General features: G+C 68.4%; 24 protein-coding genes. 14 read left to right on the top strand and 10 right to left on the bottom strand.

Going from position 1 to position 26468, the window contains the following annotated elements:
- Positions 1–47 precede the first annotated feature (47 nt).
- The gene (locus BLV94_RS15205) at positions 48–902 is read left to right on the top strand and encodes a Bax inhibitor-1/YccA family protein (RefSeq protein WP_174705482.1); all 855 of its coding nucleotides are present in this window, start codon (positions 48–50) and stop codon (positions 900–902) included.
- Between the two features lie 118 nt (positions 903–1020).
- On the opposite strand, the gene BLV94_RS15200 is transcribed toward BLV94_RS15205, so the two are convergent.
- A complete protein-coding gene (locus BLV94_RS15200) occupies positions 1021–2238 on the bottom strand; it encodes an acetyl-CoA C-acetyltransferase (RefSeq protein ID WP_072940718.1) in 1218 nt (405 codons plus the stop codon).
- A gap of 107 nt (positions 2239–2345) precedes the next feature.
- Entirely contained in the window at positions 2346–3368 is a 1023-nt protein-coding gene (locus tag BLV94_RS15195; RefSeq protein WP_072940716.1) for an SGNH/GDSL hydrolase family protein, read from the bottom strand.
- 135 nt (positions 3369–3503) lie between these two features.
- Here BLV94_RS15195 and BLV94_RS15190 point away from each other — a divergent pair, with 135 nt between their 5' ends.
- The 4 genes from BLV94_RS15190 (at position 3504) to ilvA (ending at position 8026) form a co-directional block, all read left to right on the top strand.
- Positions 3504–4889: a cystathionine beta-synthase gene (locus BLV94_RS15190; RefSeq protein ID WP_072940714.1), complete on the top strand. Its 1386-nt coding sequence runs from the start codon at positions 3504–3506 to the stop codon at positions 4887–4889.
- 104 nt (positions 4890–4993) lie between these two features.
- Positions 4994–5527 (top strand): hypothetical protein, encoded by a 534-nt coding sequence (locus BLV94_RS15185; protein WP_072940711.1) that lies wholly within the window; start codon positions 4994–4996, stop codon positions 5525–5527.
- Positions 5528–5548: 21 nt separating this feature from the next.
- Entirely contained in the window at positions 5549–6721 is a 1173-nt protein-coding gene (locus BLV94_RS15180) for a cystathionine gamma-synthase (protein WP_072940709.1), read from the top strand.
- Positions 6722–6793: 72 nt separating this feature from the next.
- Positions 6794–8026, top strand: a complete 1233-nt coding sequence (gene ilvA, locus BLV94_RS15175; protein ID WP_072940706.1) for a threonine ammonia-lyase — start codon at positions 6794–6796, stop codon at positions 8024–8026.
- Positions 8027–8033: 7 nt separating this feature from the next.
- Here ilvA and BLV94_RS15170 read toward each other — a convergent pair whose 3' ends face one another.
- A complete protein-coding gene (locus BLV94_RS15170) occupies positions 8034–8804 on the bottom strand; it encodes an FAD:protein FMN transferase (protein WP_072940703.1) in 771 nt (256 codons plus the stop codon).
- A 25-nt stretch (positions 8805–8829) separates the two neighbouring features.
- Positions 8830–9021: a hypothetical protein gene (locus tag BLV94_RS15165; protein ID WP_009479096.1), complete on the bottom strand. Its 192-nt coding sequence runs from the start codon at positions 9019–9021 to the stop codon at positions 8830–8832.
- A gap of 120 nt (positions 9022–9141) precedes the next feature.
- On the opposite strand from BLV94_RS15165, the gene BLV94_RS15160 reads away from it, so the two are divergent.
- On the top strand, positions 9142–11034 hold the full coding sequence (locus BLV94_RS15160; RefSeq protein WP_072940700.1) for a YecA family protein: 1893 nt from the start codon (positions 9142–9144) through the stop codon (positions 11032–11034).
- 146 nt (positions 11035–11180) lie between these two features.
- A complete protein-coding gene (locus BLV94_RS15155; protein WP_072940698.1) occupies positions 11181–12530 on the top strand; it encodes a C40 family peptidase in 1350 nt (449 codons plus the stop codon).
- Between the two features lie 80 nt (positions 12531–12610).
- Here BLV94_RS15155 and greA read toward each other — a convergent pair whose 3' ends face one another.
- Together greA and BLV94_RS15145 are read right to left on the bottom strand one after the other, a co-directional pair.
- Entirely contained in the window at positions 12611–13105 is a 495-nt protein-coding gene (greA, locus tag BLV94_RS15150) for a transcription elongation factor GreA (protein WP_005238978.1), read from the bottom strand.
- A 225-nt stretch (positions 13106–13330) separates the two neighbouring features.
- On the bottom strand, positions 13331–13756 hold the full coding sequence (locus BLV94_RS15145) for a DUF4307 domain-containing protein (protein ID WP_072940696.1): 426 nt from the start codon (positions 13754–13756) through the stop codon (positions 13331–13333).
- 190 nt (positions 13757–13946) lie between these two features.
- Here BLV94_RS15145 and mca point away from each other — a divergent pair, with 190 nt between their 5' ends.
- Genes mca through BLV94_RS15130 form a run of 3 tightly spaced genes read left to right on the top strand, consistent with a single transcriptional unit; the run spans position 13947 to position 17175 of the window.
- Positions 13947–14825, top strand: a complete 879-nt coding sequence (gene mca, locus BLV94_RS15140) for a mycothiol conjugate amidase Mca (protein ID WP_072940742.1) — start codon at positions 13947–13949, stop codon at positions 14823–14825.
- Positions 14822–15142 (top strand): hypothetical protein, encoded by a 321-nt coding sequence (locus BLV94_RS15135; RefSeq protein WP_072940693.1) that lies wholly within the window; start codon positions 14822–14824, stop codon positions 15140–15142. The genes mca and BLV94_RS15135 overlap by 4 nt, the downstream gene beginning before the upstream one ends.
- Before the next feature lie 17 nt (positions 15143–15159).
- On the top strand, positions 15160–17175 hold the full coding sequence (locus BLV94_RS15130; RefSeq protein ID WP_072940690.1) for a thioredoxin domain-containing protein: 2016 nt from the start codon (positions 15160–15162) through the stop codon (positions 17173–17175).
- A gap of 6 nt (positions 17176–17181) precedes the next feature.
- Here BLV94_RS15130 and trhA read toward each other — a convergent pair whose 3' ends face one another.
- The gene (gene trhA / locus BLV94_RS15125) at positions 17182–17850 is read right to left on the bottom strand and encodes a PAQR family membrane homeostasis protein TrhA (RefSeq protein WP_072940688.1); all 669 of its coding nucleotides are present in this window, start codon (positions 17848–17850) and stop codon (positions 17182–17184) included.
- Positions 17851–18011: 161 nt separating this feature from the next.
- Between trhA and BLV94_RS15120 the strand changes: the two genes are divergently transcribed.
- Complete coding sequence (locus BLV94_RS15120; RefSeq protein ID WP_072940685.1) at positions 18012–18779, top strand: isoprenyl transferase; 768 nt, start codon at positions 18012–18014, stop codon at positions 18777–18779.
- Positions 18780–18820: 41 nt separating this feature from the next.
- On the opposite strand, the gene coaA is transcribed toward BLV94_RS15120, so the two are convergent.
- Positions 18821–19753 carry a type I pantothenate kinase gene (gene coaA, locus BLV94_RS15115; protein ID WP_072940683.1) on the bottom strand — a complete coding sequence of 311 codons (933 nt, stop codon included), beginning with the start codon at positions 19751–19753 and terminating at the stop codon, positions 18821–18823.
- A gap of 169 nt (positions 19754–19922) precedes the next feature.
- Here coaA and BLV94_RS15110 point away from each other — a divergent pair, with 169 nt between their 5' ends.
- From BLV94_RS15110 to phoH2, 3 genes are all read left to right on the top strand, one after another.
- Entirely contained in the window at positions 19923–21143 is a 1221-nt protein-coding gene (locus BLV94_RS15110) for a DUF885 domain-containing protein (protein ID WP_072940680.1), read from the top strand.
- 66 nt (positions 21144–21209) lie between these two features.
- Entirely contained in the window at positions 21210–22505 is a 1296-nt protein-coding gene (gene glyA, locus BLV94_RS15105; protein WP_072940678.1) for a serine hydroxymethyltransferase, read from the top strand.
- A 309-nt stretch (positions 22506–22814) separates the two neighbouring features.
- Positions 22815–24182, top strand: coding sequence for an RNA 5'-3' helicase PhoH2 (phoH2, locus tag BLV94_RS15100; protein ID WP_072940675.1), 1368 nt, complete (start codon positions 22815–22817; stop codon positions 24180–24182).
- Between the two features lie 75 nt (positions 24183–24257).
- On the opposite strand, the gene BLV94_RS15095 is transcribed toward phoH2, so the two are convergent.
- Both BLV94_RS15095 and BLV94_RS15090 read right to left on the bottom strand, forming a co-directional pair.
- On the bottom strand, positions 24258–24689 hold the full coding sequence (locus BLV94_RS15095) for a limonene-1,2-epoxide hydrolase family protein (protein ID WP_072940672.1): 432 nt from the start codon (positions 24687–24689) through the stop codon (positions 24258–24260).
- Positions 24690–24716: 27 nt separating this feature from the next.
- Positions 24717–26327 (bottom strand): serine hydrolase, encoded by a 1611-nt coding sequence (locus tag BLV94_RS15090; protein WP_072940670.1) that lies wholly within the window; start codon positions 26325–26327, stop codon positions 24717–24719.
- Positions 26328–26468 lie beyond the last annotated feature (141 nt).

Raw genomic sequence — 26468 nt, 5'->3', positions numbered from 1 at the left:
CAAGACACCCGGATCCACCCGGCGAGCCACGAGAAGGGATGTGCACGGTGCGCACCACCAGTAACCCGGTGTTCCGCAACCTGCCCAAACAAGAGGGCAGCGGCGGATACGCCTCGTTCGGATCTACGACGGCCGGCGCCGCGCAGGTCACGCAGCAGTTCGGTCAGCCGCAGTACACGCAGGCCGAGCCCTACCGGACGGGTCCCGACCACCGTTCGATGACCATCGACGACGTCGTCACCAAGACGGGCGTCACGCTGGGCGTGCTCACGGTATCGGCGATCATCTCCTACTTCCTGGTGAGCAACGACGCGAACCTGGCGACCCCGCTCGTCATCGGCGGCGGCCTCGTCGGTCTCGTACTGGTCCTCGTGGCCACGTTCGGCCGCAAGATGGACAACCCGGGCATCGTCCTCGCCTACGCGGTCGCGGAGGGCCTGTTCCTCGGCGCGCTGTCGTTCATGTTCACCGACGTCACGTTCGGTGGAGTCGGCGGTGCGGCGCTTATCGGGCAGGCCGTGCTCGGCACGTTCGGCGTGTTCTTCGGCATGCTCGTCGTCTACAAGACCGGCGCCATCCGGGTCACACCCCGCCTGACGCGGATGATCATCGGCGCCCTCATCGGTGTCGTCGTCCTCGCCCTCGGCAACCTGATCGCCAGCTTCTTCACCGAAGGCGGCCTCGGCCTCCGCGACGGCGGTCCCGTGGCGATCATCTTCAGCCTCGTCTGCATCGGCATCGCCGCGTTCAGCTTCCTGCTGGACTTCGACGCCGCCGACCAGCTGATCCGCGCCCAGGCGCCGGAGAAGGCAGCGTGGGGCGTCGCCTTCGGACTCACCGTCACCCTGGTGTGGCTGTACGTCGAGATCCTGCGACTGCTGAGCTACTTCAACAGCGACTAGGCGCGAAAGCGCGAAAAAGGCCCCGAGAGCAGAAGCTCTCGGGGCCTTTCGCGCTTCGCGCCCGTGAGTGGTTAGCGAGTCTCTGCACTCGTCAACCACTCACGGGCGGCGGAGCCGCCTAGCTCAGGCGCTCGAGGACCATCGCCATGCCCTGCCCGCCGCCGACGCACATGGTCTCGACGCCGAACGTCTTGTCCTGCTCGCGGAGGTTGTTGAGCAGGGTGTTGGTGATGCGGGCGCCGGTCATGCCGAACGGGTGGCCGAGGGCGATGGCGCCGCCGGAGATGTTCAGCTTGTCCTCGTCGATGTTCAGTTCGCGGGCGGAACCGAGAACCTGCACCGCGAACGCCTCGTTGATCTCGAACAGGTCGATGTCGGAGATGGACTTGCCCGCGATGGCGAGTGCCTTCTTGACGGCCTCGATCGGGCCGAGACCCATGATCTCGGGCGACAGGCCGGACACTCCGGTGGACACGATGCGGGCCAGCGGGGTCAGGCCGAGGGCCTTCGCCTTCGTGTCGGACATGATCACGAGCGCTGCGGCACCGTCGTTGAGGGGGCACGCGTTACCGGCGGTGACGGTGCCGTCGGGCCGGAACACCGGCTTCAGCTGGCTGATGCCCTCGTACGTGGTGCCGGCGCGGGGGCCGTCGTCGGTGCTGACGACGGTGCCGTCGGGGAGGGTGACCGGGGTGATCTCCCGCTCGAAGAAGCCGTTCTTGATCGCTTCTTCCGCGCGGTTCTGCGAGCGGACGCCCCAGCGGTCCTGCTCCTCGCGGGTGATGCCGGTGGCCGAAGCGACGTTCTCGGCGGTCTGGCCCATGGCGATGTAGACGTCGGGGATCTGGTCGTTCTCGCGGGGGTCGGTCCAGGCGACACCGCCCTCGGCGAGCTTCGCGGTGCGCGCCTCGGCGTCGGCGAACCTCGCGTTCTTGGTGTTCGGCAGGCCGTCGGCGTTGCCGGTGACGAAGCTGGACACGGACTCGACACCGGCGGAGATGAAGACGTCGCCTTCGCCGGCCTTGATCGCGTGCAGCGCCATCCGGGTGGTCTGCAGCGAGGACGAACAGTAGCGGTTGACGGTGACGCCGGGCAGGAAGTCGTAACCCAGTTCCACCGCGACGACGCGGGCGATGTTGAAGCCCGACTGTCCGGCGGGCTGGCCGCAGCCGAGGAGCAGGTCGTCGATCTCGGTGGGGTCGAGTTCGGGGATCTTCGCCAGCGCCGCGGCCACCATCTGCGTCGTCAGATCATCCGGGCGGATGGTCTTGAGCGAGCCCTTCATGGCTCGGCCGATCGGTGAGCGTACTGCGGAGACGATGACTGCCTCGGGCATGAAAACTCCTTTGTCAACTGCGGGGGTCTGCACTGTGTTTCGGACCACCCGTTTTGTGGCCTTCCCGACAACTTACGTTGCCGGAGCCCGCCGGGGTCGCCGCCATCTCACTCAGCGACCCGTCGCGTCCCGGGTGCGGACGCCTCCTCGATCGCGAGGAGTTCGTCGAGGCGGGCGGGTGCGCGTCGCCGGACGTTGCGTCGCCACAGAAAACGGTTGAGCGAGGCGGTCATCCGGGTCGACAGCTTGCGTGATTCCGCGGCCTCCGACACCTCCGGCAGGTCGGGTAGCGGGCCGCCGTGCCACATGCCCAGCGCGGTCGCGAGTACGGGCACGATCTGGATGGCCGCCAATTCGTAGCCGGCCGCCGACGGGTGGAAGTGGTCGGAGGAGAACATCCGGTCGGGTGCGGCCAGGAACTCGGGGGCCAGCAGGTCGGCGAGTGCCACCGGGTGGCCGCCCGCCGCGCTGGTCGCGGCCGCCTGCGCCCGGGCCAGTCGTAGTCCCCAGGTCCGGACGACGGTCCGCAGGGGCTGCGGAATCGCCGTCACCACCCCCAGGTCGGGGCAGGTTCCGACGACGACGGCGCAGTCGTGGGCGCGGAGCCGTTCGACGGCCTCCCCGAGCCTGCGCGCCGACGCCCGGATGGAGTTCTTGCTCGTCACGTCGTTGGCGCCGACCAGGATCACCGCGGCGTCCGGCGGTGGCCCGGCGACGAACATCGCGTCCACCTGACCGCTGAGCCCGCGGGACGTGGCACCGCCGATGGCCTTGGTGCTCAGCCGGATCCGCTTCCCTGTCTCGTCGGCGAGGCGCCGCGCGATCTGCACGCCGGGCACCTCCTCCGCCGACAAGCAGCCCACCCCGGCGGCGGTGGAGTCGCCGAAGATCATCAGGTGGACCTCGTAGGGGGTGGTCCGCAGCCAGCGTTCGGGCACCGCCGCGCCGGGTGAGTAGACGCCGTCGGCCTCCGGCGGCTTGGCGACGTTGTGGCCGATCACCCCGCGGGCCGCCGTCGCCTGCGACATCAGATACGAGTACGCCGCCCACGACAGCGTGCCTGCGCTCGAACCTGCCACGACAGCCGCTGCGCCGGCCTTCACTCCGGACTGCCAGGTCCTCTTGGGCACTGGTCTCACCTTTCCGCTACCTGGTGCTCATCTCACGGGTTCCAGCGGACTGCGTCGGCACCAATCTAGTCGGATCGGGGCCCCCGTGCCGGACGTCTGTGAGCATCGGATCAGGGCATCTGGGAGCATGGAGCCATGCGCATCGCGGAACACGTCGTCGACCTGATCGGCAACACCCCTCTCGTCAAGCTCTCTTCCGTCATCGGTGAGAACCACGGGACCGTTGCAGCCAAGATCGAATACCTCAACCCGGGGGGAAGCTCGAAGGACCGCATCGCGGTCAAGATGATCGACGCCGCGGAGGCGTCGGGCGAGCTGAAGCCGGGTGGGACCATCGTCGAGCCCACGTCCGGCAACACCGGCATCGGCCTCGCGCTGGTCGCCCAGAAGCGCGGATACAAGTGCGTGTTCGTGTGCCCCGACAAGGTCAGCGAAGACAAGCGGAACGTCCTCAAGGCGTACGGCGCCGAGGTCGTGGTGTGCCCCACCGCGGTCGCGCCCGAGCACCCGGACAGCTACTACACCGTCTCCGACCGGCTCGCCCGCGAACTCCCCGGCGGCTGGAAGCCGAACCAGTACTCCAACCCGGGCGGCCCGCAGAGCCACTACGAGACCACCGGCCCCGAGATCTGGGCCGACACCGACGGCAAGATCACCCACTTCGTCGCGGGCGTCGGCACCGGCGGCACCATCACCGGCACCGGTCGCTACCTCAAGGAGGTGTCCGGCGGCAAGGTCAAGGTCATCGGCGCCGACCCCGAGGGTTCCGTGTACTCGGGTGGCACCGGCCGTCCGTACCTGGTCGAGGGAGTGGGCGAGGACTTCTGGCCCAGCGCCTACGACCCGTCCATCCCCGACGAGATCATCGCTGTGTCCGACGCCGACTCCTTCGAGATGACCCGTCGTCTCGCCCGCGAGGAGGGCCTGCTGGTCGGTGGTTCCTGCGGCATGGCCGTCGTCGCCGCGCTCGAGGTCGCCAAGCGTGAGGGCCCCGACGCCGTCATCGTCGTCCTGCTGCCCGACGGCGGCCGCGGATACCTGTCGAAGATCTTCAACGACAAGTGGATGGCGTCCTACGGATTCCTCCGCACCCCGCTCGACGGCAAGCCCGACGAGAAGACCGTCGGCGACGTGCTGCGCGGCAAGTCCGGCGAACTCCCGGACCTCGTCCACACCCACCCGTCCGAGACGCTGCGCGACGCCATCGAGATCCTCCGCGAGTACGGGGTTTCCCAGATGCCGGTCGTCGGCGCCGAGCCGCCCGTCATGGCCGGTGAGGTGGCGGGCAGCGTCACCGAGCGCGACCTGCTCAGCGCCGTGTTCGAGGGACGCGCACACCTGGCCGACCCGGTCGAGAAGCACATGAGTAAGCCGTTCCCGCTCATCGGTTCGGGCGAACCGGTGTCGGCCGCCACCAAGGCGCTCGGCGACACCGACGCGCTGATGGTCGTCGACGACGGAAAGCCCGCGGGCGTCATCACCCGTCACGACCTTCTCGGTTTCCTCAGCGCCGGCTCCTAGACGACACGTCGAGGGCAAGACGAGAGAAGGCCGGTCCCCGCTGCGCACGGAACGTACGGTGCACAGTGGGGTGCCGGTCCGCTGTTCGTGAGGGGGAGTTCACAGTGAGTGCTCGTCTGCGTCGTGTCCTGGTGGTTCCGGTCGCCCTGCTCGGGTTCGCCGCCGCCGGATGCGGGAACAGCATCGAGGGTGCCGCCGTCGCACAGCCGGGATCGTCCGACGTCGGATCGGTGTCTTCGGGCACGTCGCCGTCGGGAGCGTCCGCCGACTGCGTCGCGCTGACGAAGGCGCTCGGCCGGCTCGTCTCGGACCGGCCGCATCTCACCGAGGCCGTCCTCCCCGGGTCGACCGATCCGACCTGCTCGTGGTCCAAGGGACCGACCAACGTGATGAGTACCATCACCGCATCGGTCAGGCCGCAGGTCACCGATCCTGCCGTCATCGTCGAGATGCGGAACGGGACGAACGTCGTCGCAGACCCCCGGTCCGCCGAGTTCGGCGGGGTGGTCCTCGACGTCGTGGCCATGGCACTGCTCACACCCGAGCACAGCATCATCGTCAACGCGCTCGACCCGTCCGTCAGCGACGCGACCAAGCTCGACGTCGCCTTCGCCATCGCGGAGTATCTGGAGAATTAGGTCCCCACTAGGCTGGGGGCCATGAGTGAGCAGCGCAGCAAAGCGGACAACATCAGCTGGCAGGGGTTCTCCACCAAGGCCGTGCACGCAGGATTCGACCCCGACCCGCAGACGGGCGCCGTCAACGTCCCCATCTACGCGAGTTCGACGTTCGCACAGGACGGCGTCGGCGGCATGCGGAACGGATTCGAGTACGCCCGCACCGGCAACCCCACCCGACGACCGCTCGAGGCCAACCTCGCCGCCCTGGAGTCGGGCACGTACGGTCGCGCCTTCGGCTCGGGCATGGCCGCCACCGACTGCCTGCTCCGCGCCGCGCTCCGCCCCGGCGACCACCTCGTCATTCCCAACGACGCCTACGGCGGAACGTTCCGCCTGATCGACAAGGTCTTCACCCAGTGGGGCATCGAGTACACGCCCGCCGCGGTGTCCGACGTGGACGCGGTCCGGGCGGCCATCCGGCCCAACACCAAGCTCGTGTGGGTCGAGACCCCCACCAACCCGCTCCTCAACATCGGTGACATCGAGGCACTGTCCGACATCGCACACGAGGCCGGCGCGAAGATCGTCGTCGACAACACGTTCGCCTCGCCGTACCTGCAGCAGCCGCTGCAACTCGGCGCCGACGTCGCGCTGCACTCGACCACCAAGTACATCGGCGGGCACTCCGACGTCGTCGGCGGCGCACTCGTCACCAACGACGAAGAACTCGACACGGCGTTCGCGTTCCTGCAGAACGGTGCCGGCGCGGTCCCCGGACCGTTCGACGCGTTCCTCACGCTCCGCGGCATCAAGACCCTCTCGCTGCGCATGGAGCGGCACAGCGACAACGCCGAGAAGGTCGTCGAACTGCTCAGCGGGCACCCCGCGGTGTCGCAGGTGATCTACCCCGGGCTCGAGTCGCACCCCGGCCACAAGGTCGCGGAGAAGCAGATGCGCCGCTTCGGCGGCATGATCTCGGTCCGCCTCGCCGGCGGCAAGCAGGCTGCGCTGGACTTCTGCTCGCGCACCGAGATCTTCACGCTGGCCGAGTCGCTCGGCGGCGTCGAATCGCTGATCGAGCACCCGGGCGCCATGACCCACGCCTCGACCGCCGGTTCGCTCCTCGAGGTGCCGGACGACCTGGTGCGCCTGTCCGTCGGCATCGAGGACGCCGCCGATCTGGTGGGCGACATCGAGCAGGCTCTGAAGTAGGCGCCTTCGCCGCCCGTGCGCCTTTTTGGTAGCCCCCACTACCAAAAAGGCGCACGGGGCGCGGAGCGCCTTATGCTGGCCCGCGTGGAGCCTGTCACGCTGGATCAGATCAGAACAGCCCGTAAGCTGCTGGACCCCGTCATGCGCCGGACGCCGGTGATCGCGTCCCGGGCGCTGTCGGAACGATGTGGGCACGTCGTGTCGCTGAAGTGCGAAAATCTGCAGCGCACAGGATCTTTCAAACCTCGTGGTGCGTACAACCGGATCGCGAATCTCTCGGTCGCGGAACGGGCCTGCGGGGTCGTGGCGGCCAGTGCGGGCAATCACGCGCAGGGCGTGGCCTGGGCGGCCACCGAACTGGGCATCCCGTCCACCGTCTTCATGCCCACCGGCGCACCCCTGCCGAAACTCGTTGCCACCAAGGCGTACGGCGCGACCGTCCACCTCACCGGCGACACGGTGGACGACGCGCTGGTCGCCGCGAAGGCGTACGCGGACGAGACCGGCGCCGTCCTCATCCATCCCTTCGACCACGTCGACATCGTCGCCGGGCAGGGGACCGTCGGGCTCGAGATCCTCGAGCAGGAACCCGACGTCGGCACGATCGTCGTCCCGACCGGCGGGGGCGGCCTGATCGCGGGTATCGCCGCCGCGGTGAAGGCCACGCGGCCCGATGTGCGGATCGTCGGCGTGCAGGCCGAGCAGGCGGCGGCCTGGCCGCGTTCGCTGGCCGAGGGTCGCCCGATTCCGCTGGAGACCATGTCGACCATGGCCGACGGCATCGCGGTCGGCCGCCCCGGAGACGTGCCGTTCGCCCACGTCGGCTCCCAGGTCGACGCGATCGTCACGGTCAGCGAGGACGCGCTGTCCCGGGCGCTGCTCCTGTGCCTCGAACGCGCGAAGCTCATCGTGGAGCCCGCGGGCGCGGCGGCGGTGGCCGCGTTGATCAGCTGCTCCACGGAAGAGCTGGGACTCACCGGGAAGGTGTGCGCGGTGCTGTCCGGCGGCAACATCGACCCGTTGCTGCTCACCCACGTCGTCAATCACGGTCTCCGGGCCGCGGGACGGTATCTCGGTGTGCACGTGACCATTCCGGACCGACCGGGTGGTCTGGTCAGCCTCCTCGGCGTGGTCAGCGGCAACGGTGCGAGCGTCGTCGACGTCGTCCACTCCCGCACCGGCGGCGCACTCGCACTCGACGAGGTGGAGGTGTTCCTCACCGTCGAGACCCGCGGTCCCGGACACCGGCAGGATCTCCTCGAGGCCCTGCGCGACGCCCGGTACGCCGTCCGCCTGCAGGAGTAGGCCGGACCTAGCTCGGCCAGCCGCCCAGGGTGATCACCCGGAACTCCTGATCGACCAGACGGGCCGGCAACTCCAGGTTGGTGAGCCAGTCGATCGCGCCGCCGCCCATCCCGACCGCCGCCGTGCTCGACGCGTGCGCGGTGGTACAGGACGCGGCGACCACCGACACGGTCCGCCACAACGAGATGGAGTCGGGGTGCAGGGGCTTGACGGTGCTGGCGGTCGCGACGGCCGCACCGGACGGGATCGACACCTGGCAGGTGGGATCGCCCGGCAGATCCTGGACCTGGACCTGCCAGCCGCCCGGCGGTGTGTTCCCGGCCGTGGCGATGTCGCCGCCGAGCGCGACCAGGACGCCGCACCCGAGCAACTCCGCCGTCGTCGACGCACAGTGGTCGGCGGAACTCGCCCGCGCGGTGGCCGTGAGGTCGAGTTCCACCCCGGCGGGGAGCGTGACCTCGGTGCCGTCGACGGTGATCGACCGCCACGAGTGGGGTGCGGGCGCCGACACCGTGGGGTCGAGGGCTCCGTCCGTGGTGCGCGCTGCGGCGAGGGCGTCGGTGAGGAACCGCGCGAACATCGGGGTCACCGTGTTCGGGCCCTCGTCGAGCGCGCGGATCTCGGCGTCGGCGCGGTCCCGGTTGACGGCGGCATCGGCGGCCGCGAGGTAACCGCGGATCAGGTTCGACGCCGAGCTCAGGGCGTCGGGGTCGGTGACGACGATCCGTGCGTGCACACCCCAGGTGGACCATTCGGTTGCGCTGCGGGCGCTGGTCATGTGGTGGTTCTCCGGTGGCGGGATCTCAGGAACCGCTGGACACGGCGTCCGGTGCGCCGAATCCGGCCGAGACGAGGGGCGCTGCCACCGTCGAATCGGGGGTCGCGGGATCAGCGGCCGCCGCCATACCGCCACCGGCGACCAGTCCGGCGATTCCGGCTGCCGCCAACACGCGGCGAACGGGAAGCAGGCGGGAAATCCGTCGGTCTTCACTCATGCCGACCAGCTTCCCCGACGAACCTTAGAACAACCTGGGAAGAATCTGACTCTCCGCGCCGTGTGCGCAGTCGTGCCCGTCAGCCACCGCTGTGACGGAGTCGTCACTACGATCGGATCCGTGATCGCGGACCATGACGAACTGCTCGATGCCGCTCTGGCTGTGCTGCGGGAGCGCGGCCCCCTGTCCGACCGGGAGCTGACAGTCGCGCTTGCGGATTCGGGTTGGGGAGGTGTCGACGACCTGATCGAATACGTGGAGGAGTTCGACGCGCCGCTTCTCGGAACTCTCCCGGACGACCGATGGGTGGCGCTCGACGTTCTGCTCGCGGGACGTGTCCTCACCCACCGCCTCACCGCGGAGGAGATCTCGGCCGATGTCGTGGCGCCAGACGATTTCGGCTCACTTCTGCGCCTCGCATCCGGGGACCCCGGCGTCGACGGCTTCGAGGTCGTGTTCTTCGAGGACGAGGCCGACGAACTCGCCGCGAGAGGGGGCCTCGGCGCGAACTGGTCGGACGAGGAAGTGCTCATGCTTCCCCGGGGCGCACTCACGCAGTGTTCTCCCGGGGATCTTCTGGCGGTGATCGCCACGGACGGCGGAGTGCGCCTCGACTTCGTCGGCGAGCCGGTCGCGGACGCACCCGAGCTTGCGCTGCGGCTCACTCGGCGGCTGAGCGAGAGTTCGGTGATCGATCTCGAGGAGGAGGTCTGGCACCTTCTGGTCGACGATCCGGCGGCGTTCACCGTGCCGGCGCTGCCGTTGGCGGAAATAGTCGAGGGCGCCGACCTCGACAGGTCCGGGCAACTCGTCGCCCGTCGCGGATTCGATTTCGAGTCGTACGGCCGAGACCTGATGATCGGCGTGTACGCCGACGAGCTCGGGGTGCCCATGGACGGGGCGGTGGCCGTCGCCACGCTGGTATCGCTGGTCACAGCTCTCGAGGAAGACGAGGACCAGGACATCCAGGCGAGGTTCTTCGAAAGGCCGGAGCTCTACGCGGCCCTCGCCGATCCGGCTGTCATGGAAGTCGCCGCTCAGGAGTTGTTCGACGTGGACGTCGACCCCGAGGTGCTCCTGATCGCAGCGCAGCGGCTGCTCCTGTCGGGACCGCGCGAAGTGAAAGCCGCAGCGTCGTGGATCGCCGGCCGGGCCACCGAGATGCAGGGCTTCCCGAAGCAGGCCGAAGACCACTACGAACACGCGCTCGTCCTGGATGGAGCATTCGATCTCGCTCTCTTCGACCTTGCCCGTTTCGCCTCGGACCGCGGCGATGCCGTCCGCGGGCTGTCGTTACTGAACCGGATGGCCGCCGGGGATGCGGAGCCGCTGCACGCGGTGCTCGAATACTTTCAGCCGACGCCGCGGCCGGGGCTGGGCCGCAACCATCCCTGCTGGTGCGGGTCGGGAAGGAAGTACAAGACGTGCCACCTCGGCAAGGGCGACCACGCCTTGTCCGAGCGGGCCGGGTGGCTGTACCAGAAGGCGAAGTTGCACGCGCAGGAACTCGGCTGGCGCGATCAGATCGTCGAGTACGCCGAAATCCGTTCCGAGAACTGGCCCGGCGACGCGGCGCTGTTCCAGGCGCTGGAGGACCCTCTGGTCACCGACGTCGCACTTTTCGAGGGCGGTGCGTTCGCCGACTTCGTCGAGTGTCGCGGCGACTTGCTGCCCCCGGACGAGTTCGCACTCGCACGACAGTGGCAGGAAGTCGAACGGTCCCTGCACGAGGTGGAGGAGGTCCGGCCGGGTGCGGGTCTGACACTGCGGGACCTGCGCACCGGCGACCGGCGCGACATCAGGGAAGTCACCGCAAGCCACCAGATGCATCTCGGGAGTCTGATCTGTGCCCGCGTCGTCCCGGCGGGGGACACGTGGCAGATCTTCGGGGGAATCGAACCGATCTCGCAGGATCGGCGCGCGTCACTCCTCGCGGCGTTGGACGACGAGACCACGGATCCGGCCGACCTGGTCGAGATCCTCAGCGAACGATTCGTGCCGGTGAGCGGGTGATCGGGGCGGCGGGATTGGCCGGGTGCCGCTCTCCCGCAGGTCACGGTAGGAAACGGATCAATCCCGCAGAATCGCCTCGCATCTGCTGTGCCCCGTCGTAACGTGAACTCACTCGGTTAGGTGCACCGAGGAGGAGGAGCGCACGTATGTCAGTTGATGCAGCGGCGATCATCGTGGCGATCACCACCGCAGCGGGGGCCATCGTTCAGGGAGCGGACATACCGCAGCCGGTCAAAGATCAAGCAGCAGAAGCAATTCAGGTGGTCGAGCAGGCCTCACCCGACGTTCAGAAACAGGTAAACGACGCAATATCGACCCTCCCGGAACCGGCCCGCGTGCAGGCCGAGCAGATGGTGGCCCAGGCCTCGGATGTCGTGAAGCAGGCAACCGACCCCTACATTCCGCCGCCGCCCGCCGTCGAGGCGGCGCCGCCGCCTGCCCCGATACCGCCACTGGCCCTGCCGGACACCCCGCTCGACCAGCCCCCCGTGATGAGTGCCCCCGACGTCGGAACCGCGATCGGGGGCCTCGCCGCTCTGCCGGGGGTACCGGCCCTCATCAGCGGACTCGGATCGCTGATCCCGTCCGTGCCCGCAGGGTTTCCCGGTGTCTCGCTCGCGCCCGTCGGCGCCATCGCCGTCTTCGCGCCGTGGATCCGCAAGGCCGGATCGCTGTGCGAGGGCATCAAGCCGCCGACACTGGCGGCCCTGTACTCGGTCGAGAACGGGTTCCGCTACGGCGCGACGTCACCGGTGTCCCGGGCGGGTGCCCGCGGCCCCGGCCAGTTCATGCCCGAAGCCTGGGCCAGGTACGGCAAGGACGCGGACGGCGACGGCAAGGTCGACATCAACGGCGTCGCCGACCCGATGATGGCGTCCGGTCAGATGCTGTGCGACCTGTTCGGTCAGATCGACGGGTGGAAGAAGGAGGGCGTGGTCAAGGGCGACACCCTCGACCTCACGATCGCCGCCTACAACGCCGGTGCGGGTGCGGTCCGGACCGCCGGGGGCATGCCCGCCGGCAAGTTCGACTACGAGCACGAAACGCAGCCGTACGTCGCACGCATCCGATCGCTCGAGGAGTCGTTCGCGCGGATGCTGTCGCCGTTCTTCTACGGTGCGGCCGCCGGTGACACGAGCCGCGTCGTGGAGGCGGCCATGCGGTTCATCGGCCTGCCGTACGTGTGGGGCGGCGGCAACATCAACGGACCGTCCGGCGGCGGGTTCGACTGCTCGGGGCTGACCTCGTTCGCCGTGTACGCCGCCACCGGCATCAGACTGCCCCGCACGTCGGAAACGCAGTGGAATGTCGGTGTGGAGGTGCCGCTGTCGGAGGCCAGGCCCGGAGACCTGCTGTTCGGCAACTGGCAGTCGGGTGGGCCGGGTCACGTGGCGATCTACGTCGGAAACGGCCAGATGCTGCACGCCCCGACGACGGGCGACGTGGTGCGCATCGGACCGGTGTTCGCCGACATGAAGGCCCGCCGGGTCTTCTGATCACATCCGCAGGGCTCGACGCAGAAAACTCCGGCCCGGGCACTGGGCCCGGACCGGAGTTTTCGGCGGTTGATCCGAGATCAGCTGTGGTAAGGCTCCGCGCTGACGAGCGTCACCTTCATGCTGCTGCCGTTGGGCAGCGTGTATTCGCGGGTCTCGCCGACCTTCGCCTCGAGCAGTGCGCCACCCAGCGGAGAGTTGGGCGAGTACACCTCGAGCTTGTTGTCGCGTGCACCCTCTTCGCGGGTCGCGATCAGGAACGTCTCGGTGTCCTTCTCGTCGCCGTCGTAGTAGACCTTCACCACGGAACCGGGCAGTGCGACACCGGACTGGGTGGGGGCCTCGCCGACCTTCGCGCTGTTCAGCAGCTCCTGGAGCTGACGGATGCGCGCCTCCTGCTGACCCTGCTCTTCGCGGGCCGCGTGATAGCCACCGTTCTCCTTCAGATCGCCCTCTTCGCGACGCTCGTTGATCTCGGCGGCGATGACCGGACGATTGGCAATGAGCTGGTCGAGTTCGCTCTTGAGCCTGTCATGTGACTCCTGGGTCAGCCAGGTCACCTGGGTCTCGGTCATCTCGATCACTCCCTCGTAGTTGGAGCCGCCGGGCTCCCTCGACAGACCACTGCAACAGCAGTGATCAACGGCTCGGCGGAATCGACGGCCGGGGCCGTTCATCTTCCGCCTTGCCGCCAATGCAGCAATACACGGTTCCAAACGGAACCGTGTACCAGGCGATTCTAGCACGATCGGGGAGCGCAAACCCCGAATAACCCGAACGGTCGCTCGGCTGCGCGGGTGTCAGCCGCCGGTCAGATAGGCAGGAACGTCCAGGCTGCAGCCGTAGATGTCGCCCATCGCAGGGGGGCGCGACGTGTAGACGGGAGCGGTGACTTTCACCGTCTGGCTGTCGCCGCCGGCGATGTACACCTCGCGCCTGCCGGTCTCGGAACCGTCCTTGGAGCGGGAGCGGACGATGCACACCGCGGCCCGGGACGGATCCTCCCGTGTGACGGTGAACGTGATGTCGAGCTGCGAATCACTCACCAGATCGAACGACGTGGCTTCACTGTCGATCTCGGAGACGGCGAACTTGTCGTATGCGACGAGTGCCACAACCACGCCGACGACGACTACCGCCGCGGAGAGTGCCCACACGAGCCAGCGCTTCGGGCGCGCAGGCTTTGCCGCGGCTGTGTATCGGCCCGGGGGAAGCGTTCTCGTCATCTCTCAACTCTCGTACCGCTCCGGTTCCACGTAACTCACAGCACTCGAGCGGGGGCACGGCTGCAAGCGGAACTCTCGGGTGGAACTATAGAGGACGTGCGTCGGTGCGCCGTCAGCGATGGCGGAGGCGAGAGCGCGCGACACGGACAAGCCGGCAACGGCTACTGGCGAAGTTGAGGTGAACGAATACGTGAGCGGATTCCGGCTCATGGCCGTCCATGCGCATCCCGACGACGAGTCGAGCAAGGGTGCCGCGACAACGGCCCGTTACGCCGCAGAGGGCAACGAAGTGAAGGTCGTGACGTTGACCGGTGGTGAACGTGGCGACATCCTCAACCCCGCGATGGACGTGCCCGGGGTGCGTGACCGCATCCACGAGGTGCGCATCGAGGAAATGGCCGAGGCCGCGCGGATCCTGGGAGTCCGGCACCAGTGGCTGGGATTCGTGGACTCCGGCCTGCCGGAGGGAGACCCGAAGCCGCCACTGCCGGAGGGCTGCTTCGCGCTCGTTCCGCTCGAGGAATCGACCGAGGCGCTGGTGCGCGTCATCCGCGAGTTCCGTCCGCACGTCATGACCACGTACGACGAGAACGGCGGGTACCCGCACCCCGATCACATTCGCTGCCACGAGGTGTCGATGGCCGCCTACGAGGCCGCCGCCGATCCGGAGCAGTTCCCCGACGCCGGGGAGCCGTGGAAGGTGCAGAAGGTCTACTACTCGCACGGCTTCATCCGGAAGCGCCTCCTGCAGTTCCAGGAGGAGTACGACCGCCGCGGCGAAGAATTCCCGATGGCCGAGTGGCTCAAGAAGTGGAAGACCGAGCAGGGTGACCTGATGGCGCGCGTCACCACCCAGATCACGTGTGGCGACTATTTCCCGCAGCGTGACGACGCGTTGCGCGCCCACGCGACGCAGATCGACCCGAACGGCTCGTTCTTCGCGGTTCCGCTCGAGATCCAGCAGAAGATCTGGCCGACCGAGGAATTCGAGCTCGCCAAGACGCGGGTCACCACCTCCATCCCGGAGAGCGATCTGTTCGCGGGCATCCACGAGGACGGACAGCAGTGAATGCGTTGACGGTGAACATCGTGGCCGGCGCTGCGGACATCCTGGCGCAGACGCCGAGCACCCCGTCCGGTCCCGAATTCGGCAAGGCGTCGCCCATCGGCCTCGTCGTCATTCTTGCGCTGCTCGCGGGCGTGGTGCTGCTGGTGCGTTCGATGAACAAGAAGCTCAAGAACCTGCCCGAGACGTTCGAGCCGGAGCACCCCGAACCGGACCAGGAAGTGGACGAGGGCACCGACCGCGGCGCGATCCACGGCGGCGGCGCGGGCAAGACCGAACCGCCGAAGCCCACGGACACCCCGCCGAACCTGCAGAAGTAGTCGAACAGGAGCTGGACATGGACCCACGCGAACACTACACGCTCGCTGGGTCCACCAGCCCCTATCTGCGACAGCACGCCGACAACCCCGTGCACTGGCAGCAATGGGGTCCCGAGGCGACGGAGTGGGCGCGGGAACGGGACGTCCCGATCCTGCTGTCGATCGGATACTCGGCGTGCCACTGGTGCCATGTGATGGCCCACGAGTCCTTCGAGGACGAGGCGGTGGCGTCGCTGATGAACGAGCATTTCGTGTGCGTCAAGGTCGACCGCGAGGAGCGTCCCGACCTCGACGCCGTATATATGAACGCCACGGTCGCGATGACCGGCCAGGGCGGATGGCCGATGACGTGTTTCCTCACCCCGGACGGGGGCCCGTTCTACTGCGGCACCTACTACCCGGCCGAGCCGCGTGGCGGGATGCCGTCGTTCACCCAGGTGCTGGGGGCCATCGCGGACACGTGGCGGGACCGCCGCGGCGACGTCGACGACGCGGCCGCCTCGGTGGTCGCGGAACTGCGGCGCGGGGCCGGCGGCATCCCCGAGGGTGACGTCCGGGTGACCGCCGACCTGCTGGACGCGGCCGCCGGGACCGTGCTGCGGGACGAGGACGCCGAACGCGGCGGGTTCGGGGGAGCCCCCAAGTTCCCGCCGTCCGCGCTGATGGAAGGCCTGCTGCGCACGTACGAGCGGTCCGGTGACGCGGACGTGCTCGGCGTCGTGACTCGGACGGCGTCGGCGATGGCGCGGGGCGGTATCTACGACCAGCTCGGCGGCGGCTTCGCCCGCTATTCGGTCGACGCCGCCTGGGTGGTGCCGCACTTCGAGAAGATGCTCTACGACAACGCCCAGCTGCTGCGCGCCTACGCGCACCTGGGCAGGCGGACGGGTTCGGACCTGGCCGTCCGCGTCACCGAGGAGACGGTCGGGTTCCTGCTGCGCGATCTGCGCACCGGGAACGGATCGTTCGCGTCCGCCCTCGACGCCGACACCGAGGGTGTCGAGGGACTCACGTACGTATGGACCCCGGAGCAGCTCGTCGAGGTGCTCGGACCGGACGACGGGGAGTGGGCGGCCCGGGTGTTCGCGGTGACCGCGGACGGGACGTTCGAGGCGGGCGCGTCGGTGCTGCAGCTCCCGCGCGACCCGGACGACTGGGACCGTTGGCGCCGGATCCGGGACACCCTGCTCGCCCGTCGTGCGATGCGGCCGCAGCCGGGCCGCGACGACAAGGTGGTCACCGCCTGGAACGGCCTCGCGATCACCGCACTGGCCGAGGCGGGCGCTGGACTCGGTAGACCGGAATGGGTGGACGCCGCCGCCGAGTGCGCGCGTGTGGTGCTGGACTTGCACGTCGTGGACGGTCGGCTGCGGCGGGCGTCCCTGGGAACGTCGGTGGGCGAGCCGGCCGGGGTGCTCGAGGACTACGCCTGCCTGGCGACGGGGCTGCTCGCCTTGTATCAGGCGACCGGCGGCACCGAATGGCTGGCGCACGCGCAGTCGTTGCTCGATCGCGCTCTGATCCATTTCGCCGACGACGAGCGGCCGGGCAGCTGGTTCGACACCGCGGACGACGCCGAAACCCTCGTGACCCGTCCCCGCGACCCGGTCGACGGAGCGACGCCGTCCGGGGCGTCGTGCCTGGCCGAGGCGCTGCTCACCGCGGCCGCGGTGGCCGACGCGGACGCGTCGGGCCGGTACGCGACCGCGGCCGCCGCATCGCTCGACCGCGTCGCGCTGCTCCTGGAGCGCGCACCGCGATCGGCCGGGCACTGGCTCGCGGTGGCCGAGGCCTCGGTGCGCGGCCCGATCCAGGTGGCGGTGGCCACCGACGGCGATTCCGCGCTGCTGCGGGAGGCGCGCAGGCTCGCACCCGGCGGTGCCGTCGTGGTCGGGGGCGAACCGGATTCGTCCCCGCTGCTCGCCGACCGGCCGCTGGTCGGCGGCACGTCGGCGGCGTACGTGTGCCGCGGGTTCGTGTGCGACCGCCCGGTGTCGACGGCCGAGGACCTCGCCGCCGCGTTGAGCCGGTAGTCCGGCCTACCGGAACACCACCAGCCACACGGCGATGTAGTGGCACAGCGCCGCGATGACGGTGGCGGCGTGGAAGAACTCGTGATGCCCGAACGTGGTGGGCCACGGGTTGGGCCACTTTGTGGCGTAGAGGATCGCCCCGACCGAGTACAGGATGCCGCCGATCAGCAGCAGCAGCATCGGCAGGACGCCGACCTCGTGCGTCAGTTCGGGTGCCACCGGGACGATGGCCCAGCCGAGCAGCAGGTACAGCGGCACCCCGACCCAACGCGGTGCCGTCGGCCACAGCATCTTCAGCGCGACCCCGGCGAGTGCCCCCGCCCACACGACGATCAGCAGCGTCCGGCCGGTGTCGGGCGGCAGACCCAGCACCGCGAACGGGGTGTAGCTGCCTGCGATGAACAGGAAGATCATCGAATGGTCCGCGCGCTTCATCCACGTGCGGGCCGCGACCGTGTTCCAGTGGATGCGGTGGTAGGTGGCGCTCACCCCGAACACGCCGCACACCGTGAGGCTGTAGACCGCGGTGGCGAGCGCTGCTTCCGCGGACACCTGCGTGCCCGACAGTGTGACGAGGACGAGGCCGGCGATCACGGAGACGCCGAACGCCCACAGGTGGATCCACCCTCGCAGTCGGGGCTTGACGGGCAATTCGTCGAGGCCGAAAGCGGTCACCGAACACCTCTTCTCGCTGTGCGTGGCGCTAACCTACGCAACCGTAGGTTAGCTTGTGGTGAGAGCGTACCCGTCGGTAGCAGGAAGTCGTGCGCTGTGTGACGGCCGTCGCGGATCGCCTACGGCTGCGGCGTAGTCTTGCGTGTCATGGTGATCTCCAGGTGAGTGCGCGAGGACTGCTGTACAGCATCTACGAGCGTCGGCTACTGAAGCGGCTCGACGGTCTACAGCACCCCCGGCACATAGCCGTGATGTGCGACGGCAACCGGCGGTGGGCCCGGGAGAACGGCTTCGAGGACGTCAGCCACGGCCACCGCATGGGCGCCCTGAAGATCTCCGAGATGCTCGGCTGGTGCGACGCCGCGGGCATCGAGATGGCCACCATCTACCTGCTGTCCACCGAGAACCTGCGCCGCGACCCCGAGGAACTCGACACCCTGCTCGAGATCATCACCGACGTCGTCGAAGAGATCTCCGGACCGGACAAGAACTGGAGCGTCAAGATCGTCGGCGCCCTCGACCTCCTGCCCGCCGAACAGTCCCGCCGCCTGCGCGACGCGGCCGCCGGAACCGAGGGGCGCACCGGCACCCACGTCAACGTCGCGATCGGCTACGGCGGGCGCCAGGAGATCGCCGACGCCGTGCAGTCGCTGCTCAGCGAGAAACTCCTCGCCGGGCTGTCGGGCGACGAACTCGTGAAATCGATCACCATCGACGGCATCGACGGCCACCTCTACACCTCCGGCCAGCCCGACCCCGACCTCGTGATCCGCACGTCGGGGGAACAGCGGCTGTCGGGGTTCCTGCTGTGGCAGAGCGCGTACTCCGAGATCTGGTTCACGGAGGCGTACTGGCCGGAGTTCCGCCGCGTCGACTTCCTCCGGGCGCTGCGTGACTACGCCGCCCGGCACCGTCGCTTCGGCGTCTGACGTGAGCGGCGAAGCGTGCCGGAACACACTTCGCCACTCACCTACAGCTTGCGCAGGCGCAGCCGGTTGATCGAATGATTGGCATCCTTGCGGAGCACGAGCGTCGCGCGCGGACGCGTCGGCAGGATGTTCTCCACCAGATTCGGCCGGTTGATGTTGTGCCAGATCTCCTGCGCGGCAGACGTCGCGTCCCGGTCGGACAGTCCGGCGTAGTGGTGGAAATGCGCGTCGGGGTCGGAGAACGACGTCTTCCGCAGCGCGAGAAATCGCTGGATGTACCAGTTCTCGATGTCCTCGATCCGGGCGTCGACGTAGATCGAGAAGTCGAACAGGTCCGACACCATCAGCCGCGGACCGGTCTGCAGCACGTTGAGACCCTCGATGATGAGGATGTCCGGCTGCCGGATCAGGTGGTACTGGCCGGGGATGATGTCGTACGAGATGTGCGAATAGACCGGTGCGGCCACTTCTTCGGCCCCCGACTTCACCTCGGTGACGAACCGCAGCAGCTTGCGGCGGTCGTAACTCTCGGGAAAGCCCTTGCGGTGCATGATCCCGCGGCGGTTCAATTCGGCCGTCTGGTACAGGAAGCCGTCCGTCGTCACCAGGTCGACACGGGGATGGTGCTCCCAGCGCGCGAGGAGCGCCTGCAGGACACGCGCCGTGGTGGACTTGCCGACCGCCACGCTGCCCGCGACGCCGATCACGAACGGCACCTGCTGGTCGGGATGCTTTTCGCCGAGGAACGTCGCGGTCGCGGCGAACAGTCGCTGCCGGGCCGCCACCTGTAGGTGGATGAGACGCGACAGCGGCAGGTAGACCTCCGCGACCTCCTCGAGGTCGATCTGCTCGCCGAGGCCCCGCAGTCCGTACAGCTCTTCCTCGGTGAGGACGAGCGGCGTCGACTTACGCAGTGTGCGCCACTGCTTCCGGTCGAATTCGACGTACGGACTGGACTCGCTCGTCCGCGCCATCAGTTCCGCTCACACTCGGGTACACGGGGGAGTGAGCGGTCCATGCCCAGAATCTCTGCCGTCGTCGTCGCGCTGGCGAGTAGCGGTTGCATAGTCGGATTGTGCTTGGTGCCACAGGCTGCGCTGTCGGCGGGTCAGGCAGACGCGTCTGCGACTAAGGTCGGACGGCATGGAATCCGATTCGTTCGTTCGCGAATACTTGCTGCTCGGGCTGGGTTTCGACCGGCTGGAGGAAGGATTCGTCGACGCGTACACCGGCGATCCCGCGCTGCGCAGGCAGGTAGAGAACGCGCCGAAGCCCGATCCGAGGGACCTCGCCCGGACGGCGGCGAACCTCCGCGCGGAGTTGCCCTCGGCGGGACTGTCCGAGGAGCGGACCCGGTTCCTCGACGTCCACCTGCGCGCGCTCGAATGCTCGGGGCGCAAATTCGCGGGTGACGACGTCGGCTTCGTCGACGAGGTCGACGCGTACTTCGACGTCCGCATCGAACGCGGCGACGAGGAGCAGTACCGGGAGGCACACCGGAAGATGGACGCCGTGCTGCCCGGACCGGGACCGCTGGCCGAACGCATCCGGGTGCACCGGGCGAAGGACGCGATTCCCGCCGACCGGTTGCAGGAATGCGTCGACGCCTTCTCGAGCGCCCTTCGCGACCTCGTGCGGCAGCACTACGCGCTGCCCGACTCGGAGGTGGTGGAGTACGAGGTCGTGGGCGACAAGCCGTGGTCCGGGTTCAACTACTACCTCGGCGACTACCGCTCGAAGGTCGCGATCAACTCCGACCTCGAACAGCACATGGCGAACCTGCCGCGGCTGATCGCGCACGAGTCGTACCCCGGCCACCACACCGAGCACTGCCGGAAGGAAGCCGGGCTCGTCGGCGCCGGACAACTCGAGCAGACGTTGTTCGTCGTCAACACCCCGCAGTGCCTGATGGCCGAGGGCCTCGCCGACCTCGCGCTCGAATCGATCGTCGGGTCCGACTGGGGGCTGTGGGCGCAGGAAATCTACGCCGACCTCGGTCTGCGATTCGACGGTGAGCAGGCGCAACGCCTGTCCGGTGCGTCCGGACAGCTGCTCGGGGTGCGGCAGGACGCGGCGATGATGCTGCACGACGAAGGCCGCAGCCACGACGACGTCGCGGCGTTCCTGCAGCGGTGGAGCCTGTCGACCCCCGAGCGGGCCCGGCAGTCGCTGCGCTTCCTGTCCTCGCCGCTGTGGCGGGCATACACCAGCACGTACGTGGAGGGATACCGCCTGCTCGGGGGCTGGCTGGCCGAGGTGCCGGTCGGCGCGGAACGGTCGGAACGGTTCCGCCGACTGCTCGACGAGCCGCTCGTTCCCAGCGTCCTGCGTGCCGGCGAGGGGTACCTCACCGCGGGCGGTTAGGAAGTCCTCACGGATAGTTCGTAGACTGGGAGCATTCGTTTCCGCATCCAGCTTGGAGATTCCTCGATGACCGCTGTGCCCGGTACCGACGTCAACACGGCCCCCCTCGCCGAACTCGACCCCGAAGTCGCCCAGGCCATGGCAGGTGAGCTGGCCCGTCAGCGCGACACGCTGGAGATGATCGCCTCGGAGAACTTCGTTCCCCGTGCCGTCCTCCAGGCGCAGGGCAGCGTCCTCACCAACAAGTACGCCGAAGGGTACCCGGGACGCCGGTACTACGGCGGCTGCGAGCACGTCGACGTCGTCGAGGACCTCGCCCGCACCCGGGCGAAGGAGCTGTTCGGCGCCGACTTCGCGAACGTCCAGCCGCACTCCGGCGCGCAGGCCAACGCGGCGGTCCTGATGGCCCTGATGAACCCGGGCGAGAAGCTCCTCGGCCTCGACCTGGCGCACGGCGGCCACCTCACGCACGGCATGAAGCTGAACTTCTCCGGCAAGCTCTACGACGTCGAGTCGTACGGGGTCAGCAAGGAAGACCACCGCATCGACATGGACGAGGTCCGCAAGATCGCCGTCGCCGCGCAGCCGAAGGTCATCGTCGCCGGCTGGTCCGCGTACCCGCGGCACGAGGACTTCGCCGCGTTCCGGTCGATCGCCGACGAGGTCGGCGCGTACCTGTGGGTCGACATGGCGCACTTCGCGGGCCTGGTCGCCGCCGGGCTGCACCCGTCGCCCGTGCCCTACGCCGACGTCGTGTCCAGCACCGTCCACAAGACGCTCGGCGGGCCCCGCTCCGGTCTGATCCTGGCCAAGCAGGAGTGGGCGAAGAAGCTCAACTCCGCCGTGTTCCCCGGTCAGCAGGGTGGGCCGCTGATGCACGCCATCGCCGCCAAGGCCGTCTCCCTGAAGATCGCAGGCACCGACGAGTTCAAGGACCGTCAGCAGCGCACCCTCACCGGTGCGAAGATCCTCGCCGAGCGCCTGACCGGCTCGGATGTCGTGGACAAGGGCGTCAGCGTCCTCACCGGCGGTACCGACGTGCACCTCGTGCTCGTCGACCTGCGCAACTCGCAGCTCGACGGCCAGCAGGGTGAGGACCTCCTCCACGAGGTCGGCATCACCGTCAACCGCAACGCCGTGCCGTTCGACCCGCGCCCGCCGATGGTCACGTCCGGTCTCCGGATCGGCACCGCCGCGCTCGCGTCCCGCGGATTCGGCGACGAGCAGTTCACCGAGGTCGCCGACATCATCGGCACCGCGCTCGCCGGTGCGTCCGACGTCGATACGCTGAAGGCCCGCGTGTCGAAGCTCGCCGCCGACTTCCCGCTGTACGAGGGTCTCGAGGACTGGCGCCTGATCTAGGCGGCTCCGCCGCCCGTGCGCCTTTTTGGTAGCTGGAGCAACCAGAAAGGCGCACGGGCGCGAAGCGCCTTCTCCGTGTAACCAGTTGTTCACCGACACGCCCGCCGCTCGGTCAGCCGATCGGCGTGTTTGGCAGTACCGTCGGGGGTAACAGGCAGCGGGGAAGTTGCTTGTACGGGAGGTCCTGATCGTGGCTGACACACTCAGTGCGAGGGGGCCGGCGCCCGGCCCTCGTGTGGTGACACACCAGGGACGGACCGGTCCAGCGAACCGAGTTTGCGCGGGTGCCGCGCAGACCTAGGAGCCAACGTGACTGCTTCACGCTCCGTCTCAGCCCGCGCCGGACAGTCGTCCGTCGCCCCCAGGAAATCTTCGGATTCTGCAGTGCGTACGTTCGTACTCGACACCTCCGTACTGCTGTCCGACCCCTGGGCCGTCACCAGGTTCGCCGAGCACCGCGTGGTGCTTCCCCTCGTCGTGATCAGCGAGCTCGAAGGGAAGCGGCATCACCACGAGTTGGGATGGTTCGCAAGAGAATCGCTGCGCATGCTCGACGACCTCCGTCTCGAGTACGGTCGACTCGACCAGCCCGTGCCGATCGGCACGGACGGCGGCACCCTGCAGGTCGAGCTGAATCACACCGACCCGTCGGTTCTGCCGGTCGGATTCCGCACGGACAGCAACGATTCGAGGATCCTGGCCTGCGCATTGAACCTCGAGGCCGAGGGCGGTGACGTCGTCCTGGTCAGCAAGGACATCCCGCTGCGGGTGAAGGCCGGTGCGGTGGGCCTCCCGGCCGACGAGTACCACGCCCACGACGTCGTTCCGTCGGGTTGGACGGGGATGACCGAGTTGGATGTGGCGTCGTCATCGATCGACGAGCTGTTCTCCGAAGGCGTCGTCGATCTGGAGGAGGCCCGGGAGCTTCCGTGCCACACGGGTATTCGGCTGCTGGGTGGTTCGTCGAGTGCACTGGGCCGCGTGAACGCCGACAAGCGGGTGCAGCTGGTGCGGGGGGAGCGGGAGGCGTTCGGCCTGCACGGACGTTCGGCCGAGCAGCGGATCGCCCTCGACATCCTGCTGGACGACAGTGTGGGCATCGTGTCCCTGGGCGGCAAGGCGGGCACCGGAAAGTCGGCGCTGGCGTTGACGGCGGGACTGGAGGCGGTGCTCGAGCGTCGCACTCAGCGGAAAGTCGTTGTCTTCCGGCCGCTCTACGCGGTGGGCGGCCAGGAACTCGGCTATCTGCCGGGCAGTGAGAGCGAGAAGATGGGTCCCTGGGCCCAGGCGGTCTTCGACACTCTCGACGGACTGGCCAGCACCGAGGTGATGGACGAGGTGATCAGCCGCGGCATGCTGGAAGTGCTGCCGCTCACGCACATTCGCGGACGGTCGCTGCACGATTCGTTCGTGATCGTGGACGAGGCGCAGTCGCTCGAACGCAACGTGCTGCTCACGGTACTGTCCCGGCTGGGTACCGGGTCCCGGGTGATCCTCACCCACGACGTCGCCCAGCGCGACAACCTGAGGGTCGGACGTCACGACGGTGTGGCCGCGGTGATCGAGAAGCTCAAGGGGCATCCGCTGTTCGCGCACATCACGTTGACCCGCAGTGAGCGTTCGCCGATCGCGGCGCTCGTGACGGAGATGCTGGAGGAGTTCGGGCCGACGCCGTAGGCGACTGCCCTGCAGCGTGATCCGCCCGATGTCGCCACGGTCCGAAACGAACCGAGGTGACATCGGGCGGATACGTCAGAACGCGCGCACGATGCCTTTGAGGGTGCCCCAGAGGACATCCCGGTTGCTGAAGTAGTCGCGCCAGACGGCGATCTTGCCATCCCTCATCTCGAACGTGCCGCACACCCAGAATTCGCTGCGCAGCCGCTTGTAGATGAGGACGTCGGTGCGTTCGGTCAGCACGGCCGTTCCGTCGCCGGCGATGTGGTGCAGGCGCACGTCGAATCCGAAACCGGGACGGCTCATTCCGCGGAAGATCCGCATGACGGCGCCGATGCCGCGGATCTTCGGCAGCGACACGTTGTGCCAGACGATGTCGTCGTGGAGATACTGCTGCGCGGTGTCCGGATCGCCGGCGACGAGGGCGTCCAGGAATGCCCGGACCACTTGGATATCCGCCGTCTCCGTGCGATCGGCTCCCGTCGGTGCATGCGAGTTCGTGTTCATGATCTTCTCCCCGTCGGTTGTGTCGGCTCAGCGGACGAACGTCCCCGTGCCTTCGGTGTCGTAGTACTCGAGTGTGACGTCGTTGCCGGCGAACGTGGCCTTCGAGATGGTTCCGGGCGGGGCGTTCTCCCCGCTGAGCGTGAAGGTGAAGGTGTCGCCGTCCCAGTGGGTCAGGGGGTACGTCTGCCCGGCGGGCCCGAGCCCGAGCGTCAGCGCGCCGTTGCTCTCGGTGACGACCGCGGGCCCCCAGTACGGGTTGTTGTACGTGCCCGCGTAGGTCGGCAGCGGCTGCGGTGGCGCCGGATTCGCGGGGGCCGTCTGGCCGACGAGACTGCCCTCGGGCTCGGACATCGGCGAGATGGCCTGCCGATACAACGATCTCCAGTCCTCGCGGATCTCCCCGAACTGGACGAGGTCGGCGAACTCGGCGGTGAGGGTCTCGGGAATTCCGATGGGCGACCCGTTGGTCAGCGCGACAATCGAGACGTCGGCGGACGGTATCGCGACGAAGTTCGTCGCCACCCCGAGCTGGAACCCGCCGGAGTGGCTGAGGGAGACCCGGCCGGCCGGGGTGGTCGAGACGTTGAACCCGTAACCGTACGATCCCGGACGGCTGTCCATCGAACGCGGTGGGCTGGACACGATCTGAGGACTGACCGCCGGTTGCAGCGCCTCGGGGGAGACGATCTCCTTGCCCTCGAACGTTCCGTCGGCCAGCAGCATTGCCAGCCATTTGCCCATGTCGTTGACGGACGAGCTCACCCCGCCTGCGGGGGACTGCGCGTCGGGGTTGCGTACCGCATCGGCGACGTACTTGCCGTCGACGAGTTGGTGCGCGACGGCGCGGTCGCTGCGGGCCTCGTAGTCGGCGAACCGCGAACTCGTGGACGACATTCCCAGCGGCCCGTAGATCGCCTGTTCGGAGAGCGTCGCCCAATCCGTCCCCGATGCCGCCGCGACGGCCTCGGCCGCCGCAGTGAGACCGAAGTTGGTGTACTCGTAAGTGATCCGAAACGGGTTCAGCGGGTCGAGCCGGAGTTTGTCGAGCACCTGCTGCTGGTCGTACCCCAGGTCCTCGAGGTGGTCGCCGGCATGATCGGGCAAGCCCGACCGGTGTGAGTACAGATCGCCCACCGTGACGTGCTCGGTGACCCACGGGTCGGCGAGGGCGAAACCGGGCAGCTTGGACACCACGGGAGTGTCCCAGCCGATGACGCCGGCATCGACCTGATGGGCCACCACCGTCGACCCCACCGACTTCGACATCGACGCCAGTTGGAACACGGTGTCCGCGTCCACCTTCTGATCGGTACCCGCCTCGCGCACCCCGAATCCCTTCGCGTAGACGGTCTGCCCGCCGTGGACGACGGCGACCGCCATGCCCGGCAGTCCGGAGCTCTCCATCAACTCGTTCGCCAGGTCGTCGAGGCGGCCCACGGCATCGTCGATCTGGCCGTCGGGAATGTCGACGCCCGCGACGGCGGCCGGGTTGGGCGGGCCGGAGGACTCCGAGGTTGGATTGGCGCCGGACGCGTCGGCGGATCCTGCGTCGTCCGCGTCGGAGCCGCATCCGGTCACGAGTGACCCGCCGAGAGCGACAGCCGAGAGAAGTATCGTCAGGTTCCGAAGTCTGCGCATTGGTGATCCTCCGCTCGGGCCCGGGGAAGCCGTCAGCTGTCAGCCTAACGATCGCAGGACCATGACCTGGATGTTTTCGTCACAACGCCGGCGTTGTTCACGTCGAATCCACCGGTGGTCGACCCGGCTCCGGGCCGCGGA

It is taken from the genome of Rhodococcus koreensis, assembly GCF_900105905.1.
GTDB lineage: Bacteria > Actinomycetota > Actinomycetes > Mycobacteriales > Mycobacteriaceae > Rhodococcus_F > Rhodococcus_F koreensis.
This window is presented reverse-complemented; position numbering and strand designations above follow the sequence as displayed.

Coding starts and splice junctions, on each gene's coding strand:
- BLV94_RS15200 (WP_072940718.1), bottom strand. CDS start 2,238: ATGCCCGAGGCAGTCATCGTCTCCGCAGTACGCTCACCGATCGGCCGA.
- BLV94_RS15190 (WP_072940714.1), top strand. CDS start 3,504: ATGCGCATCGCGGAACACGTCGTCGACCTGATCGGCAACACCCCTCTC.
- BLV94_RS15180 (WP_072940709.1), top strand. CDS start 5,549: ATGAGTGAGCAGCGCAGCAAAGCGGACAACATCAGCTGGCAGGGGTTC.
- ilvA (WP_072940706.1), top strand. CDS start 6,794: ATGCTGGCCCGCGTGGAGCCTGTCACGCTGGATCAGATCAGAACAGCC.
- BLV94_RS15170 (WP_072940703.1), bottom strand. CDS start 8,804: ATGACCAGCGCCCGCAGCGCAACCGAATGGTCCACCTGGGGTGTGCAC.
- BLV94_RS15165 (WP_009479096.1), bottom strand. CDS start 9,021: ATGAGTGAAGACCGACGGATTTCCCGCCTGCTTCCCGTTCGCCGCGTG.
- BLV94_RS15155 (WP_072940698.1), top strand. CDS start 11,181: ATGTCAGTTGATGCAGCGGCGATCATCGTGGCGATCACCACCGCAGCG.
- greA (WP_005238978.1), bottom strand. CDS start 13,105: ATGACCGAGACCCAGGTGACCTGGCTGACCCAGGAGTCACATGACAGG.
- BLV94_RS15145 (WP_072940696.1), bottom strand. CDS start 13,756: ATGACGAGAACGCTTCCCCCGGGCCGATACACAGCCGCGGCAAAGCCT.
- BLV94_RS15130 (WP_072940690.1), top strand. CDS start 15,160: ATGGACCCACGCGAACACTACACGCTCGCTGGGTCCACCAGCCCCTAT.
- coaA (WP_072940683.1), bottom strand. CDS start 19,753: ATGGCGCGGACGAGCGAGTCCAGTCCGTACGTCGAATTCGACCGGAAG.
- BLV94_RS15110 (WP_072940680.1), top strand. CDS start 19,923: ATGGAATCCGATTCGTTCGTTCGCGAATACTTGCTGCTCGGGCTGGGT.
- glyA (WP_072940678.1), top strand. CDS start 21,210: ATGACCGCTGTGCCCGGTACCGACGTCAACACGGCCCCCCTCGCCGAA.
- BLV94_RS15095 (WP_072940672.1), bottom strand. CDS start 24,689: ATGAACACGAACTCGCATGCACCGACGGGAGCCGATCGCACGGAGACG.
- BLV94_RS15090 (WP_072940670.1), bottom strand. CDS start 26,327: ATGCGCAGACTTCGGAACCTGACGATACTTCTCTCGGCTGTCGCTCTC.